The following is a 15313-nucleotide window of genomic DNA, read 5'->3' on the forward strand; positions in this document are numbered from 1 at the left end:
GAATCGAACCCGCATCATCAGCTTGGAAGGCTGAGGTAATAGCCATTATACGATGTACGCACATCGTCTTAACGAGAGTGATAATGCCACATCTAACTGAAAACGAAACCTTTTTCTTTCATTTTTATTCTAAGTGCTCGCATAACCACCACTCCGCTAGTTTTTCAATCATGTTCGGCGTTTTCAGAGTGAATAAAATGTGACTAAACTCTCGTTAAACGGAGGGCGAGAAACAATGGAAAATCCCCCGCTATTTCTGTGACAAATTCGGTTTGATTTATAAACCAGTTTGTTGGTGTTAGCTTGTCATAAAACCCATACAAATTAAGGAATTTGGAGTGTTAACATAAACTGATTTTTAATCATGTTTTGGCGTCCATTAATAACAATCTGAATGCATAAATTTAACTTATTAGTCGGTCAAAACATTCAGTAAACTAATCCCAAATGAGTAGAGTTATAGAGACTTCTAAGCCTTTGCAGAAAAAAGTAACGAGTTCAGTTGATAATTCACGCAAAAGCCTCGTCATTCCGTCTGTCGTTTGGTACATTTGCCGCACATTTTGTCTCCCCTAAAATACCCATGCCTTCTCAGTTCCGAATTAACAAAATTGTTGAAATTGGTGATACTCTTCACCGCAGTGGTTGCGCTCCGTATAAGCTTGAAAAATATACACAATATTATGCTAAAAAGCATGGTGTGGATGTGATGATCCAAGCAACGCCAACCGCGATTAATTATCAGTTTCCAGACGATAACAACGCTGTGATTCTAAAGCGTCTAAAGCCTGCGTCGATTAATCTGAGTTTGTTGGCCAATACGATCATTCGTATTAACCAACCGAGTAGTGAGCCTGTACCAGAGCCTGTCGGTTACTCTAAATTCGTGACTGCACTTGCCAATATGGGTATTCCGCCTGCTTATTTGATGCTGGTGGGCAGTACGTTGGAAGCGGTGGGCTTTTCTGCGTTATTGGGTTTGATGGTTTGGGTATGTCAGCAAGTTCTTCATTCACGTCGTGCTATCGCGGTTGAATTCATCTCGGCACTGTTAACGGGTATTTTCGTGGCGTTTTTGGCAAGTACAGGTTTACCGATTCCTGTGTGGGCGTTGTGTATCGCCTCGATTGTCTTGTTTGTCCCCGGTTTATCCATAGCCAACGCATTAGAATGTTTGGCGTTTAATGACTTGGTTTCTGGTACCAGCTTGCTAGGGCAGAGCGCCTTAACCCTGATTAAGCTGTTTGTAGGGATTATCATGGGGCTCAACATCGGTGAAGCGATATGGGGACAAGCGGTCTCCATCGACTATACCAATGCGGTACCGATGTGGATGCACATATCTGGCTTGGTGCTGATCTCTGTTTCTATCGGTGTGATGTTCAATGCGCGACCTAAAGACATCTTACTTGGTTTACCAGTAGCGGTTCTCGGTATGTGGGGCCCGTTCTATCTAGGTTTTGATAGTGGTTGGGTTGTCGGTACTTGGGTTACGACGGTTCTTATTACTTTGTACGGAACTTGGATTGCTAAAAAGATGGAGCTCACGGGCTCTATTTATATCGTGCAAGGGATCATCATCTTGGTTCCGGGTAGCCGAGTATTAGTGAGTGCCAGCCAATCGGTGTTTGAACAATCGATTCTGCCTATCCCGAGTATTGGTTTGTCGGCGTTATTCATGTTCTCTGCAATCGTGGCAGGGCAAATCACCGCTTACTCGATTTACTCACCAAAAGTCGAACGTTAAGCCGTTCCGCTTTTCAAACCTTTAAACAAACACAGCTTAGCGGCTGTGTTTGTTCGTTTTAGGTACTGCTCTTTTTTAAGACAATTAGCTCTCCGTAAAACTTGTTAGATTTATGCTCGCTAAGCCTGACAAGAGCCATTAAAATGGAACAAATTCTATTTAAATGAAGTATTAACGTATGTCCTTACCTCCTTGTCCGCAATGCCAATCTGAATATGTCTACCCAGACCAAAACAACCTAATCTGCCCTGAGTGTGCCTATGAGTGGAATCCAGAAGAAGAGCGTTTAGAAAGAGAAGCCGCGCGTGTTAAGGACGTAAATGGCGTTGTATTGGAAAGTGGCGATAAAGTTACCTTCATTAAAGATCTAAAAATTAAAGGCAGTTCTAGCGTACTGAAAATCGGCACTAAAGCCGTGATTCGACGCATCAACGAAGGCAAAGATCACCAGCTAGATTGCAAGTTGGATGGTGGCGGTGAAATGTTGGTTACGGCGAAGTACGTTAAGAAGCAATAGTCGATAATCGGTCAAAATTGCGAGTTGCTACTGAACTAAATAGCGTAAAACCGGCGGAGAATTAACATCATATGGACATGGTTAAAGCTGCTCTTTCGCATTCAACGGCCTTTCATTACTATGTGAACGCCTGTGTTGAAGATGGGTTAGATATTTACACGGGCATTTCTGATGGCAGTGATGCCTATTTAGAAAGACGAATTGCTTATTCAAAAGGTGGGGGTTTGCCAGAAGGGTGGACGCCTGCTTCTACTTATTTTTGTTTCGAGTCTGGACGTATTCTTGGAGTGATAAGAGTTCGTCATGGCACCAGTCCGTACATTCACGATGTCATCGGACATATCGGCTACGAGACTTTGCCACAAGCGAGAGGGCGGGGTATCGCAAGTCATATGTTGTCTTGGGTTCAACGGTACGTATTGTCCGAAAGCGCTATTATTACGTGTGAGAGGGGCAATATAGCTTCGCAAAAGGTCATTGAGAAGTGCGGTGGACAATTCCTGAGTACCTTTTATTCAGAGCAAGATAAACACGAAGTCTTACGTTACCAACTAGAACCAAAATGAACATTTAAGCGTGGCATCTTTTGGTTTGATCGGGGTTACTATGTCCCGGTTTAAACGAAAATGAAGCCATAGCCAATTATTGTTGGAGGTATTTTGAAGTATTCAACAAGACCTGCTCAGTCATCAGATTATGAATTTCTGTTCGAGCTTAAGAAGGCCGCTGAGTTTGAACCAATCAAGGCCGTATTTGGCTGGGATGAACAAATTCAACGAGATATACACGCCGAAGAGTGGGCAGAAGAACGCCCTGAAATCATTGAATATCAAGGTAAAGCGATTGGTAGTGTGTTGTTGCAAGACAAAGGCGAGCACTTCTATTTTTGCCGATTCTTTCTACTGCCTGAATATCATGGCAAAGGTATTGGCAGCCAAGTTTTAACGGATTGCTTAGCTCAAGCAGCCAAACTCAATAAGCCTGTGGAGTTGTGTTATTTACAAGGTAATCGAGTTGGGGAGTTGTATTTAAGGTTTGGCTTCGAAATCACCTCGCAAAACGATCAGTTTGTCTATATGTGGCGTGAATAGACACTCATTCAAAATGATCACACCGTGTCGGTAACTTGATAGGCACCTGACACTTATCTAACGTAAAACCTTGTAAAGCTCCCTATGCTTGATGACTAAGCGATTACACTTAGAAAAGATCGAGCGTAAGGGAGTGTGCAATGAATTATTACCCGACTTCAAAAATCGTGGGTGAACAAAGGTTTGGCTTTGGGCCAAAACTAGGTCAAACAACCTATTATTCTCCTGTAGAACAGTTGGATAAAAAGCCATTCGTTCACCAAGCTATACAAGACTTACCGAGTACTGAATCTACTCTGATTAAAGTAGGAGAGAATCGTGTACAACGAATGAAGGCCAAGGGTGACGAACAACAGATGCAAGCCACGAAGAAAGAAGCGCAGTCTTTTCTTCGAACGCAGTATCGACAACAAGCTCAAGCTCGCCACCTACAAAGTGTTGAAACTCCTTATGGTTTTCAAGAGCGCATCATTCAGTTTTGGAGCAATCACTTCGCCATCTCGGTCGATAATCGAAAACTGATGCCCTTGGCCGCCAGCATTGAAAACGATGTGGTTCGCCAGCATTGGAATGGTAACTTTGGCGAGATGCTGATGGCTTCTTCTAAACATCCTGCGATGCTTCTGTATCTCGATAATCAACTCTCGATTGGTCCCAATTCAAAAGTCGGAAAGCGCCGTAATAAGGGGCTCAATGAGAACCTCGCTCGTGAGATCTTAGAACTCCACACTCTTGGCGTTGACGGTTCTTATACTCAGCAAGATGTTATTGCTTTAGCAAAAGGCATTTCAGGCTGGGGCATTAAATTCAAATCTCCTGATGCTGGTTTTCGATTCGCTAATAATCTGCATGAGCCAGGAAGTATCACACTGCTTGGAAAGTCCTATTCTCAATCCGGGGTCTCGCAAGGAGAGTCGTGTTTAAAAACCTTAGCGACCCACAAAGACACTGCTGCGCACTTGGTTGATAAGCTTTGCCAGCATTTCATTGGCGACATATCTAAAGAACTCTCAGAGCAAATGGTTGCTGAATATCTGAAAGGCGAGGGAGATTTACTGCCTATCTATCGCTTGTTATTGAACAGCGCTGAGGCGAGTAAACCTAACCCTAATCGTTTTAGACTGCCGAAGGAGTGGCTGTTTGCCGTTCTTCGTAGTGCCGATATTTCTTTAAACGAGAAACAGGCATTCAATGCACTCAACAATTTAGGGCAGCCTCCTTTTAAACCGGGTTCACCTGCAGGCTGGTCGGATCAAGACAGAGACTACAATAGCCCTTCGGCGTTGACTCAACGTATGCAAGTTGCGAATAGGCTTGCGTCTGCTGCAATAAAATCGGCTAAAGCGTCAGGAGTTAAGCCGAAAGCGGTAGTGGATAAAGTGATCGCGGGTTTATATGGCGATGCTATTGATGAACACACCCAAATTGTATTGAACAAAGCCGACAGCGCTGCAATGCAACTTTCCCTGTTGTGGCTAAGTCCGCAGTTTCAATATCGTTAGGAGTGGGTATGAAAAAGTCAGATTGTTCTCAGAATAAAGCGCCACATAGTATTAACCGCCGCCAGTTCATGGGTATTGCGGCGGCTGTTGGCGTCAGTGCGATGCTGCCATTTCCAAGCTTTGCCAAAACAGGTTCAGACAATATCTTCATTTGGGTATCACTGCGTGGCGCGATGGATGGTTTAAATGTTGTAGTGCCGCATGCCGATCCGGATTACTCTAATTTGAGACCCAACATCGGATTAAAACCTGAACAGCTAGTGAAGTTGGATGATTTCTTTGGGCTTCACCCATCCCTAAAGCAATGCCATCAATGGTATGAGAGTAACGAACTCAGCTTTGTACACGCTTGTTCAACCGCTTATCGCGAGCGCTCACATTTTGATGGACAGAAGATATTGGAGAATGGCACTTCCGACCCGTTTAACACCGTAGGGTGGATTAACCGTTTACTCACGTTGAGCTCAGAAAAATACGATGGAATAGCGATTGATTCGGGCTTACCACTCATCATGCAGGGCGAATCGACCGTTGCAAGTTGGTACCCAAACCGCTTAAAAACACGTGATAAACAAACGGAACTGCTGGAAGAGTTGTTTCAAAGTGACCAAATGCTGTCTTCAAACTTTGAAAGTGTCATGAAGATAGATCAACTGGTGGGCGACCAAGGTGTCGGCAAACAGTTTAAATCATTGATGGGTAAAACAGGCGACATATTGTCGGCTGATAACGGACCAAACATCGCAGCGTTAGAACTCGGTGGGTGGGACACTCACGCCAATCAAGGCAACGTAAATGGACGGTTGAGTAATCAGCTTAAAACTTTGGATGTTGGGTTAGCGGCTCTCAAAGCTTCACTAGGTGATCGTTGGCAGAAGACAGTGATCATCGCGGCCAGTGAATTTGGTCGAACAGCAAAAGAAAACGGCACCAAAGGCACCGACCACGGCACTGGCAACGTCATGTTTGTTGCGGGTGGTGCGCTGCCATCGTTGAAAGGAGCGGGTGGTAAGGTTATTACCAATTGGCCGGGCTTGAGCCAAAGCCAGCTATATGAAGGCCGAGACCTTAGTCCAACGACTGATATGCGTTCGGTTATCAAGGGTGTGCTCAACCGACATTTATCGATAGAAGTGAAACAACTCAACGCTATCTTCCCTGATAGTGCCGATATTAGACCGATGAATCTTGTTTAGAGTTTTACCAAGACCCAGTTAGATGCGATTCAGTCGTTTGAATCGCTCTCTATTTGTGACTCGCTTGTTTACGATTTAATCGCCAACAGTGCTCCGAACGTCACTAAGCCAAATCCACATGCTTGATTAAGCCTTTTCTTTGCTCTCAATAGATGCTTTTGCAATGTATTCGAAGTAAACAGCATAGCGACAACGCCAAACCATAAACCGTGAAGAACGATCATGTAAAGCCCATAGCCGAGCGCGACATGCTGGTTTTCTGCATCAGGTGAGATGACTTGGCTGAAGATGCTCAAAAAGAACAACATGGTTTTTGGGTTGAGCACGTTACATAAGAAGCCTTGGGCTAAATAGCACCAAACACTGGTGCTTTGCTTTGCATCTTCCATCGGTGCAAGCTTGTTGTACGCACTCAAGATACCTTTTAGCCCTAGATAAATAAGGTAGGTTGCACCTGCGTATCTAATCATGTCAAACAGCTGCTCATTCTGTGAGATTAAGTAACTGATCCCAAGCATTGAATAACTGATGTGAGCACAAATCGCTAAACTCACACCGATTGCAGTCCAAATCCCTGCTTGTCTTCCTTGATTGACACTGTTTTTCAAAACTAAAACGAAATCAGCGCCTGGACTAATAACAATCAATAGTCCCAATACTGCTAGGCTTAACCACTCCATAATGACTCCTACTCTTTATATTTGATGAGCCAGCATTGTATGGTTTTTTATTGCTGCCTATAATCGAAATGAATTCCACCTATCTGTGAGAAAAAATCATACATGAGACATTTGAAAGCATTTCATATTTTCCACGTAGCAGCGCATTCGAGTAGTTACAGTGAAGCGGCGGATAAACTCAATATCACACATGGCGCGGTGAGTAAGCAGATCAAGGTATTGGAAAATCACTTATCCCAAGTTTTGTTCTACAAACAGGGCAGGAATGTGTGTCTCACCAAAGAAGGGGAATTACTCAAAGGTTACACAGAACAAGCGTTCCAAGCCTTGGAGACTGGAGTCCATAAGCTTAATCAGCTGAATCATCAAGCGTTGGAAGTTTCATGCGAACCCACATTGACCATGCGTTGGTTAATGCCTCGACTCGGTGATTTCTATAACGAATCCGGAATTGATGTTCGATTGTCGACTGCTGGTGGGCCTGTGAACTTGAATGCGACAGGGCTCGATATGGCGATTCGCCGAGATGACTTTAAATTAACCGAGCGTTACGAACAGATACCACTAGTTGAAGAGTGGGTAGGCCCTGTGTGTTCCCCGGGTTATTGGCAGCAGGTAAAAGATAACTTAGATGATGTGAAATTACTGCACAGCAGTACACGGCCAGGTGCTTGGAGTCATTGGGGTGCTATCACTATAGATAAAGTTAATGGTGGAGAGTGGTCAAAAGCTCGAGCGAACCAAACATTTGCACACTTCTACTTTTGCTTTCAGGCGGCTGTCGATGGGTTAGGCATAGCGCTTGGGTCTTATCCACTTGTCGCCGACGATCTTGAAAGAGGTAACTTGATCGCGCCGTTTGGCTTCGTACCTTCTGGTCACCAGTACATATTGCTCACGCAAGATAGCAACCATGAAGAGCCAGAAAGCCCGTTTGTTGTTTGGCTGAAGAATGAGTTATCGCAGTGTGTTCCAACTTTATAGGAACGACATCCGACCTAGAAGTGTGCTTGTCTTATGTCAGGCTCTAGTTCGTTGTTGTGGAAATCACTCAATAGGCAAAGACAGCACGCCACCATTGAGTTCGACTTGTTTTAGCCATTCGGTTGGAATTTCGCCATCTCCTTCGTAGAAACACGCCGCTAATACCGCGCCAATTACAATCGCACGACCGCAGCTGTCACCACCACATAAGATGTTGTCGCGAATGCCTTGTTGATAACTCTGAGCACCTGCAATAATGCGAATCAGCAAGGGGAACGCGGCACTCAGTTCACAATGCAATCCAAACTTCTTCGCGGCATCTGTAATCGAAAGCTCAGGATCAGCCAGTGCTTCGTCGATTTGATCGTGTATGAACTTGCTACAAGTTTGTCGCACCATTTCTACCGATTGCAGTGGAGAGTTGCCTTGAATTGCCGCTTGAACCAATAAGGTGATGGCTTGTGCCCATTCCACGGCTTTGTCGTTGTTGTTGGTCACTCGTACCGCACTCTCTACCATTGCCGGTAAGGTGTGAGAGGTGTAAGTACACGCCACTAAAGGAATTAGCTTTGAAACAGCAGGTAGCTGGGTGTCATCAGCGCCACAGGCTGTGATTGGAGCTTCTGTTAGCTCTAGTTTATGTATGTTCAGCAAGCTCATACGAGTCGCTTTATCAATGTAACCTTGCCAACTGCCACCAAAATCAAACCAGAAACGGAAGTGCTTAATGTAACTCGCTTCGTCGTAGTGTTGATTATCGGCTAGGCTATCGACCATCGCCAATAACTGAGCACCGTATTGTGATTGGTCGCCAGCGGTTTTACCTTGGTGGGCGAAGTAGCCTTTGTCTTGATAATCGAACTGGTTTGGTGAGCGAAATTCTGGTTCAAAACCCGCCACGTGCAAGATCCTCTCTTGGTCATACAACCAATGCAGCCCCATGGAAGCGGCGTCTCCAACCAATGCGCCGACAACGGCGTAAAAAGCTCTTTCTTTATGATTGTCCATGTTGAGCGATGTCCTTGAGAAGAATCAACGTAGTTCGATACGTTAAGTATAGTGATTAGACGAGTATTTTGCTGTGTTTCTAAGAATAAATATGAAGGAATAAATCCTGATTGGTCAATAACTTAAACCAATCAGGTGAAATGGATAAGGGCGATGAATAGTCTGGTGAATTCGTATTTTTGATTGGTGGTGTTATTGATGGTTGAGATAGGCACTAGAGCGCTGCTCAATCACTTTGAAAAGACGTGAAAGCGCAAAGCACAAAGCAAAATATACGAAGCCAACAATGAGCCAGATCTCAAAGATCAAACCTGAAGAGTTTGCCATTTCAGTACCAACAAACGTCATCTCTTGGATAGAAATCAGAGACACAATCGACGTGTCTTTAACCAAGGAGATTGCTTGGCCAGCCAAAGGCGGTGTGATGGCCGTTAATACTTGCGGGCCAACCACAAATCGATACTTAGACAACGCCGATAAGCCGAGTGAATCGGCCGCTTCCCATTGCCCTTTAGGAATACTTTCTAAGCCAGCTCGAATCACTTCTGCGATGTAAGCCGAAGAGAGCAAACCAATACAGATAACACCAGACGCCAAGTTTTCCCAAAGGTTAGCAGGACCAAACAGAAAGGCTTGAACAGCGTTAATCTCGCCGTTGTGTTCACGTAAGATACTTTCTAAACCAAGTAATGGAATCAGTTGGTTAGAAACGAAGAAATAGAATATGAAGACAAAAACCAGTGGTGGAATATTTCGAACCAGTTGGATAAAAATCAGTGCAGGCGTACGAAAGAAAGCAATTTTAGAGTGCCTAGCAACGCCAAGTAATGTGCCAAAAGAGAGTGCTAAAACCATGCTCCAAACACTCAAGCGCAGTGTCGCGATCAAGCCTTGGAAAAAGTAAGGAATATTGCCTTGAGAAGGCGGAATGAAAATCAGGGTAAACGCATCTTCCCAGCGCCAATGGTAGTTAATACCAACAGCGGAACGATAATAAAGCCAACCTGCGAACGCGAAAATGATCGCAAACAACACTCCATCTAATAGATTGAGGCGTTGATACCAAGGCTTCGTGTGAAGGTTGGGCTTGGGCGTTGATAATGCGCTAGTACTACTCACGTCATTCCTGTTTAAACAATGATAATTAATATGCTGTGAGAGTGGCTATGAGTTTATAGCTATCTCGGGTGTTTCTTAAAAGACAGTACCAGCAAGGTACTGCCTTGATTGGTTCTTTAGCGTCTAATTGGCAGTTGATTACTGACCTTGAGCAATCTGGTCTTGCCAATCTAGAGTAGAGAACCAGTACTCGTAACGCTCTTTCAACCAACCGTCTTCAGTACGTGCTTTGATCCACTCGTTGAAGAATTCTGTCTTGTCAGTTTCACCTAGGCGAACTGCAAATGCTTCATTACCTTTTGATAGGCGTTCTTCGAATGGAATAAATAGCGTGTCTGCGTTTTTAATCGCTTCGTGTTCTGGTTTCGGGCTAGACGCGATAACCGCGTGTGCGTTGCCGTTTAATACTTCTTGGAATGCTTGAGCATCGTCATCGAACTGTAGAACTTTCGCTTTAGGGAAGGTTTCACGAGCTACTTGCACTGTGAATGCACCACGACGCGCTGCAATTTTTACACGGCGAGAATCAAAATCAGAGATTTGTGTAAAACCTTCTGCTAGCTCTTTATTCGCTGCCAGTTGAACGCCAGAGTGCGAGTAAGGTTCAGTGAACAATACGCTTTTAGCGCGAGCTTCAGTGATAGACATACCGCCAATGATTACATCAAACTTGTTCGAAAGTAGAGAAGGAATAATGCCATCCCATGCCGTCGGTACGAATTCAACTTTCCAGCCAGAATCTTCAGCAAGACGTTTTGCTACATCGATTTCAAAGCCAACAAGATCGCCTTGTTTGTTACGCATCGCCCAAGGAACAAATGTCGACATACCAACGCGTAGAGAGCCACGTTCGTTTATTTTGTCTAGGTTAGGCGTTTCAGAAGCAAGTGCAGGCAAACTGACGGCAAGCGCAAGTAGGGCTGTAATTGCGGTTTTAAATAGCTTCATGCTGATAAATCCTTATTGTGTTCGCCAGTTAGCTCCGAGCTTATGCTCAAGCCAAGCTGCAACGGCAGAAAGTGAAAGTGTAAGTGCAAGGTAAATGATCGCCACAGAGAACCAAATCTCAAATGGCATCGCGGTTTCAGAAACTATGTTTCTGGCTTCGGTTGTTAGGTCAAAGATAGCCATGACACTCACAATCGAAGAGTTTTTGATAAGAGAGATCACTTCATTAGTCAAAGGTGGCAAGGTGCGTTGCACCACCTGAGGAAGAATCACATCCCAGTAAGTATAGGTCTTTGATAAACCCAAAGATTGAGCTGCTTCAAATTGTCCTCTCGCAATACCATTTAAACCAGCACGGAAGATTTCGGCGGTGTAAGCACCTTGGAAAAGTGCCAAGGCCAAAACGGCAGTGCTAAAACGATCCAGCCCTAACACGGGGCCAAACACAAAATAGAGCAAATAAATTTGTACTAATAACGGCGTGTTACGAATCAACTCAACATAGCTGGTGGCCAAGGTGCGTCCAACCACAGAATTTGAGTTTCTCAATAGCGCCGTCGTTAAGCCGATGATCAGTGTCGCGACCAAAGAAATCAGAGAGATATTGATGGTAACCAGTAGCCCTTCAACTAACTCTGCAGGCCACCATTCGCCATCTTCATAGAAAGCAATATAGTCCGGCACGCGCTCCCATTGCCAGCTGTATCCCATGGTTTGTGCGCCAGAATCGAGAATCCAGACAATAGCGGCCACTAGTACAACAATTTGTATTAGAGCGGAAAGGGCTGGTTTAATAATTCGAATCAACATCAATAAGTCAGGATCTGATTTAGGAACGCTTGAGTACGTTCATGTTGAGGGTTTTCAAAGAGCGCTTGTGGGGTATTCGATTCCACAATTTGTCCTTCATCCATGAAGATAACGCGGTCGGCCACTTGTTTTGCAAAGCCCATTTCGTGGGTGACACACACCATGGTGATGCCTTCGCTCGCCAGTTCAACCATCACATCGAGTACTTCGTTGATCATCTCCGGATCAAGCGCTGAAGTGGGTTCATCGAACAAGAGTAATTCCGGCTTCATACACAGAGAACGGGCGATAGCCACACGTTGTTGCTGGCCGCCAGAAAGTTGCACTGGGTATTTGTTGGCTTGTTCTGCAATGTGCACACGCTCGAGATAGTGCATTGCTATCTTTTCGGCTTCTTGTTTGCTTTTTTTAAGCGTACGAATTGGAGAAAGAGTAAGGTTCTCAAGCACGGTAAGATGGGGGAATAAATGAAAGTGCTGAAACACCATTCCGACTTGGCCCGGTGTGTTGAACTTACTCGGGAGCACTTGTTCTAGCACGGAAAGTTCGCCACTTTCGAAAGGTTCTAGCTGATTGATGCAACGGATCAAGGTTGATTTACCCGAACCAGACGGCCCGCAAATCACCACTATCTCTCCTTGTTCAATATTTAAATCGATACCCTTTAGGGCATGAAAATCACCATACCACTTGTTAAGTGACTTAAACTTAACCATTTCCTTGAGATTGTTCAAATCGTTGTTCATACCTAGTAAAGAGACAGGTTTACCTTAACAATATAGAAATATGATTGCACATAAAATTAGGGACTTATGAGAATTTAATAGCATCTTGTAGGGCAAATTAAAAAGCAGCGCTCAAAATGAACGCTGCTTCTGTTGTACGAAAGAAAAAAGTAATGGGTTCAGTCAGATGTGAAAATTCATCGTTGTATGACCACTATCTTTACTTTCTCTCTATTTTCCCGATTCTTAGTGAATCGCAGACTCTAGAATCTCACGTGTTTTCTCTGACGTGATTGCTTGATTCTCACCAAGTTGTAGGTAGCCGTGTGATTCAAGTTGAGCGACAACATTGTCAATCGCCGTTGCTTTGTTTGTTTCGTAGCCGTCAAACATGGTTGCTACGTCTAGGCTGTGGTAGAACGCTTCGATTGCAGCGATTGTGCGTTCTGCTAAATCAGCACCCGCTTCTAGGCCAAATACGTTACGACCCATTTGCTCTAGCTTGCCACGTTTTGCTTCGATTTGGTTACGAAGTAGTGAAGGTTGAACAATCGCAAGCGAACGTGCGTGGTCTACGTGCCATAGTGCTGTGAATTCGTGGCCAATCATGTGAGTTGCCCAATCTTGAGGAACACCCGTACCAATTAGGCCGTTAAGCGCTTGGTTTGCTGTCCACATTAGGTTTGCACGCCATGCGTCGTTGTCACGCTCGTCGTATTGCTTACCCAGTACAAGTAGGTTCTTAAGCAGTGTTTCCGCGTAACCGTCTTGAACCATCGCGTCTGTTGGCATCGTGATGTATTGCTCACACACGTGTACCCACGCATCAACTAAACCGTTGATCAATTGGCGCTCAGGTAGAGACTTCATTACATCTGGATCCATAACCGCAAACTTAGGCTGTACTGCAGGGTTCATGAATGCCAGTTTCTCTTGAGTCGCTTTACGCGTGATTACCGCGCCCATGTTAGATTCAGAACCTGTCGCAGGAAGAGTCAGTACCGCGCCGATTGGCGTCGCTTCAGTTACTTGGTGTTTGCCCGTTAGGATATCCCAACCGTCGCCGTCGTATTTAGCCGCTCCAGCAACGTATTTAGAACCGTCGATTACTGAACCACCGCCAACAGCGATAATGAACTCTACGTTTTCTTCTTTAACAAGAGCGACTGCTTTGTCTAGCGTCTCTTTGGTTGGGTTTGCTTCAACGCCAGAGAACTCAATCCAAGAGTGATCTTTTAAAGACTCTACAACTTGGTCGTAAACACCGTTGCTCTTGATTGAGCCGCCACCATAGATGACTAGTACTTTCTTTGAAGTATCAACCGCTTGGCTGATAGCGTTGATTTGGCCTTGACCGAAATGGATAACAGTAGGGTTAACGTAAGTAAATTGCATCAGAGATTCCTTGTGTAAAGCGAAATTTGTTATTTTGGTTTATTGCTCAATTTCTATATTTGCATATTAGTACAGTAATCTAGGTCAATGAAGAGCTGTTCCTCCAAATAAATTGCCTATTTCTACAAACTTGATATTCTTCCTCTGCTTTAGCTTACTTACTCTTAGCACTTAGAATGGAAAGTCGCCACTTATGAAAACACTCGCTCAGTTATTACAGTCTTATGTTGAACACAAAGGTTGGGATGACCTTGAAGGGATCAGAGAAACTGAAATTAGCGGTGTGTGGTTGTATCGAAGCAGTGGCGGGAATCAGCGTCAGCCATTTACTTACCAGTCTGGCATTATCATGCTCGGACAGGGCAAAAAGAACATCTACATTGGTGAAAGGCCAGTGACTTACGCTGCAGGTGATTATCTTGTGGTGGGTGTGCCAATGCCGTTAGAGTGCGAAGCCTTGCCTGTTAATGGCGAACCATTGCTTGGTTTGTCGATAAGCATTGATTCTCAACGTTTGCATAGCTTAGTCAAAAAGCTCGAAGACCAAGGCTTTCTAGAGAGCTACTGCAACAAGCATAAACAGAACTCGAGTGGCTTAGAATCGACGCCGATGGAAGAGCAAATGCTAGAGAGCTTTACCCGGTTGGTGAAAACGCTGCATTGCGACATTGAAGCCAATATATTGGGCGATGCGATGGTGACAGAGATTGTCTACCGCGCATTAACCGGTTCAGAAGGGCGTGTGCTGTTTGATTTAGCTCATCATGATGGCCATTACGCACGTGTCGCTAAAGCGCTGTCTAAAGTGCATGAAGAATACGACCAAACCATCACTGTTCAATCGCTGGCTGACGAAGCCAACATGAGCGTGTCTGCCTTCCACTATGCATTCCGTAATGTCACTTTTGAATCACCACTGCAATATTTGAAGAAGGTTAGGCTCAACAAAGCGAAAGAGCTGATTCAACTAGAAGGCCTTCGTATTAGTGATGCTGCACGTCGAGTCGGTTACTCCAGCCCATCTCAATTTAGCCGCGAATTTAAGCGCCACTTCAATACTACTCCAAGAGCGGTTTAGTTCTTCTTTCAACGAAACTATGTGTTGAGAGCTATAATGCCAAAAGCTATGGTGACGATTGCTCATATTTGTTGAATTATATGAGTAAATGTATCTAATCATAGGCATTGTTAGATTGTAGGTATTTGATTCTCGAATATATTATTAACGTACTTATATAAAATAAGCTCTCGAAAATAATTAATTAAATAGCCTAAGAGTTTATGCACAGGTATAGGGGAGAAACTCACTAACTTAGCTATTAACGAAGTTTTAGTGTGAACAACCTATCAAATATTATCTAAAATTCTGGAATTACTCACCGTACTATCAGAGAGAGTATTCAGGATTATTGAATAGACTTAAAATTAAAGATAATTTAGCAGTTGATAAAGCCTAGTACGACGGATAATTAGTCGTTTGATGACTAATTATTCTGTAACTTGCTGATTTATAGTCAACTGAGAGTCTGATGGATATCACGTTTACCCTAAAATAATTCACTTAACATGGCGCTACTTTAATCATTCTTCC

The 15313-nt window shown here is 44.2% G+C and carries 15 protein-coding genes; 8 read left to right on the top strand and 7 right to left on the bottom strand.

Annotation, left to right across the window (positions count from 1 at the left end):
• Positions 1–583: 583 nt before the first annotated feature.
• From AB6D06_RS12130 to AB6D06_RS12155, 6 genes are all read left to right on the top strand, one after another.
• On the top strand, positions 584–1747 hold the full coding sequence (locus tag AB6D06_RS12130) for a threonine/serine exporter family protein (protein WP_017058966.1): 1164 nt from the start codon (positions 584–586) through the stop codon (positions 1745–1747).
• A gap of 178 nt (positions 1748–1925) precedes the next feature.
• Positions 1926–2264, top strand: a complete 339-nt coding sequence (locus AB6D06_RS12135) for a zinc ribbon domain-containing protein YjdM (protein WP_004731484.1) — start codon at positions 1926–1928, stop codon at positions 2262–2264.
• A gap of 71 nt (positions 2265–2335) precedes the next feature.
• The gene (locus AB6D06_RS12140) at positions 2336–2830 is read left to right on the top strand and encodes a GNAT family N-acetyltransferase (protein WP_372101155.1); all 495 of its coding nucleotides are present in this window, start codon (positions 2336–2338) and stop codon (positions 2828–2830) included.
• A 93-nt stretch (positions 2831–2923) separates the two neighbouring features.
• Positions 2924–3355: a GNAT family N-acetyltransferase gene (locus AB6D06_RS12145; protein WP_017081499.1), complete on the top strand. Its 432-nt coding sequence runs from the start codon at positions 2924–2926 to the stop codon at positions 3353–3355.
• Between the two features lie 140 nt (positions 3356–3495).
• Positions 3496–4857, top strand: a complete 1362-nt coding sequence (locus tag AB6D06_RS12150; protein ID WP_372110323.1) for a DUF1800 family protein — start codon at positions 3496–3498, stop codon at positions 4855–4857.
• A gap of 8 nt (positions 4858–4865) precedes the next feature.
• A complete protein-coding gene (locus tag AB6D06_RS12155; RefSeq protein WP_102333476.1) occupies positions 4866–6053 on the top strand; it encodes a DUF1501 domain-containing protein in 1188 nt (395 codons plus the stop codon).
• 68 nt (positions 6054–6121) lie between these two features.
• Here the strand turns inward: AB6D06_RS12155 and AB6D06_RS12160 are convergent, their stop codons facing one another.
• Positions 6122–6733 (bottom strand): LysE family translocator, encoded by a 612-nt coding sequence (locus AB6D06_RS12160; RefSeq protein ID WP_372110325.1) that lies wholly within the window; start codon positions 6731–6733, stop codon positions 6122–6124.
• 102 nt (positions 6734–6835) lie between these two features.
• On the opposite strand from AB6D06_RS12160, the gene AB6D06_RS12165 reads away from it, so the two are divergent.
• Positions 6836–7717, top strand: a complete 882-nt coding sequence (locus AB6D06_RS12165; RefSeq protein ID WP_017062668.1) for a LysR substrate-binding domain-containing protein — start codon at positions 6836–6838, stop codon at positions 7715–7717.
• Between the two features lie 63 nt (positions 7718–7780).
• Here the strand turns inward: AB6D06_RS12165 and AB6D06_RS12170 are convergent, their stop codons facing one another.
• From AB6D06_RS12170 to AB6D06_RS12195, 6 genes are all read right to left on the bottom strand, one after another.
• Entirely contained in the window at positions 7781–8725 is a 945-nt protein-coding gene (locus AB6D06_RS12170) for an ADP-ribosylglycohydrolase family protein (protein WP_102320749.1), read from the bottom strand.
• A 192-nt stretch (positions 8726–8917) separates the two neighbouring features.
• Positions 8918–9844: an amino acid ABC transporter permease gene (locus tag AB6D06_RS12175; RefSeq protein WP_136975954.1), complete on the bottom strand. Its 927-nt coding sequence runs from the start codon at positions 9842–9844 to the stop codon at positions 8918–8920.
• 138 nt (positions 9845–9982) lie between these two features.
• Positions 9983–10792, bottom strand: coding sequence for a transporter substrate-binding domain-containing protein (locus AB6D06_RS12180; protein WP_017067595.1), 810 nt, complete (start codon positions 10790–10792; stop codon positions 9983–9985).
• Positions 10793–10804: 12 nt separating this feature from the next.
• Positions 10805–11602 (bottom strand): amino acid ABC transporter permease, encoded by a 798-nt coding sequence (locus AB6D06_RS12185; protein WP_372110327.1) that lies wholly within the window; start codon positions 11600–11602, stop codon positions 10805–10807.
• Positions 11602–12348: an amino acid ABC transporter ATP-binding protein gene (locus tag AB6D06_RS12190; protein ID WP_029224268.1), complete on the bottom strand. Its 747-nt coding sequence runs from the start codon at positions 12346–12348 to the stop codon at positions 11602–11604. Before AB6D06_RS12190 ends, AB6D06_RS12185 begins: the two co-directional genes overlap by 1 nt.
• Before the next feature lie 225 nt (positions 12349–12573).
• The gene (locus AB6D06_RS12195; protein WP_372110329.1) at positions 12574–13722 is read right to left on the bottom strand and encodes an iron-containing alcohol dehydrogenase; all 1149 of its coding nucleotides are present in this window, start codon (positions 13720–13722) and stop codon (positions 12574–12576) included.
• 193 nt (positions 13723–13915) lie between these two features.
• Between AB6D06_RS12195 and AB6D06_RS12200 the strand changes: the two genes are divergently transcribed.
• Positions 13916–14800 carry an AraC family transcriptional regulator gene (locus AB6D06_RS12200; protein WP_017062661.1) on the top strand — a complete coding sequence of 295 codons (885 nt, stop codon included), beginning with the start codon at positions 13916–13918 and terminating at the stop codon, positions 14798–14800.
• Positions 14801–15313 lie beyond the last annotated feature (513 nt).

Source organism: Vibrio sp. 10N.239.311.G01 (assembly GCF_041465805.1).
In the GTDB taxonomy this organism is placed as follows: Bacteria; Pseudomonadota; Gammaproteobacteria; order Enterobacterales; family Vibrionaceae; genus Vibrio; species Vibrio crassostreae_C.

Bases quoted from the DNA above. Each gene is read 5' to 3' on its own strand.
- AB6D06_RS12200 (WP_017062661.1), top strand. From the start codon at position 13,916: ATGAAAACACTCGCTCAGTTATTACAGTCTTATGTTGAACACAAAGGT.
- AB6D06_RS12185 (WP_372110327.1), bottom strand. From the start codon at position 11,602: ATGTTGATTCGAATTATTAAACCAGCCCTTTCCGCTCTAATACAAATT.
- AB6D06_RS12130 (WP_017058966.1), top strand. From the start codon at position 584: ATGCCTTCTCAGTTCCGAATTAACAAAATTGTTGAAATTGGTGATACT.
- AB6D06_RS12165 (WP_017062668.1), top strand. From the start codon at position 6,836: ATGAGACATTTGAAAGCATTTCATATTTTCCACGTAGCAGCGCATTCG.
- AB6D06_RS12140 (WP_372101155.1), top strand. From the start codon at position 2,336: ATGGACATGGTTAAAGCTGCTCTTTCGCATTCAACGGCCTTTCATTAC.
- AB6D06_RS12190 (WP_029224268.1), bottom strand. From the start codon at position 12,348: ATGAACAACGATTTGAACAATCTCAAGGAAATGGTTAAGTTTAAGTCA.
- AB6D06_RS12135 (WP_004731484.1), top strand. From the start codon at position 1,926: ATGTCCTTACCTCCTTGTCCGCAATGCCAATCTGAATATGTCTACCCA.
- AB6D06_RS12180 (WP_017067595.1), bottom strand. From the start codon at position 10,792: ATGAAGCTATTTAAAACCGCAATTACAGCCCTACTTGCGCTTGCCGTC.
- AB6D06_RS12195 (WP_372110329.1), bottom strand. From the start codon at position 13,722: ATGCAATTTACTTACGTTAACCCTACTGTTATCCATTTCGGTCAAGGC.
- AB6D06_RS12155 (WP_102333476.1), top strand. From the start codon at position 4,866: ATGAAAAAGTCAGATTGTTCTCAGAATAAAGCGCCACATAGTATTAAC.
- AB6D06_RS12160 (WP_372110325.1), bottom strand. From the start codon at position 6,733: ATGGAGTGGTTAAGCCTAGCAGTATTGGGACTATTGATTGTTATTAGT.
- AB6D06_RS12170 (WP_102320749.1), bottom strand. From the start codon at position 8,725: ATGGACAATCATAAAGAAAGAGCTTTTTACGCCGTTGTCGGCGCATTG.
- AB6D06_RS12150 (WP_372110323.1), top strand. From the start codon at position 3,496: ATGAATTATTACCCGACTTCAAAAATCGTGGGTGAACAAAGGTTTGGC.